Annotated in this window: 1 protein-coding gene; it reads right to left on the reverse strand. The window is 41.5% G+C overall.

The annotated features are described in order from the left end of the window. Nucleotides 1–55 precede the first annotated feature (55 nt). A complete protein-coding gene (locus AB4238_RS22300; RefSeq protein ID WP_220738144.1) occupies nucleotides 56–238 on the reverse strand; it encodes a hypothetical protein in 183 nt (60 codons plus the stop codon). Between the last annotated feature and the right edge of the window lie 208 nt (nucleotides 239–446).

Raw genomic sequence — 446 nt, forward strand, 5'->3', positions numbered from 1 at the left:
AAATGATCGGCATTACCGCCTACTGGCGGTTTTTTATTAGTTGAATGATATTCAACTATCTAAGTTTTGGCATTAAAACAACTTCGCCATCGGTGATCTTCCGACCAACCTCTCGCCAATGCTCACTCAAATTTGCATGTTCGTCACTGCGCTCGGGGAAAACACGAGTCAGATTATCAATCAACTCAGCCTGCTGTTGGCACAGCTCTGCCCACCTTTTTGCGTTGGAAACGCTCATATTGTCATCCTTTACCGAAAAAAATAGCCAGCCATCATTCCTTGGCCGCTAATACACACCGTATTAACTATCTGAATTGCGTAATCCAATTAACATCAATATATCCTATTGATTAAAAATTACAAATCTTGGCAAACTGTGCTCTGCCCACTTTAAAAAAACAATCAGCCAGAGTATCTTAGGTGATAGGACTAGGGGCAGTTGATCT

Origin of the sequence: Shewanella sp. 10N.286.45.A1 (assembly GCF_041470405.1) — a bacterium.
Classification (GTDB): Bacteria; Pseudomonadota; Gammaproteobacteria; order Enterobacterales; family Shewanellaceae; genus Shewanella.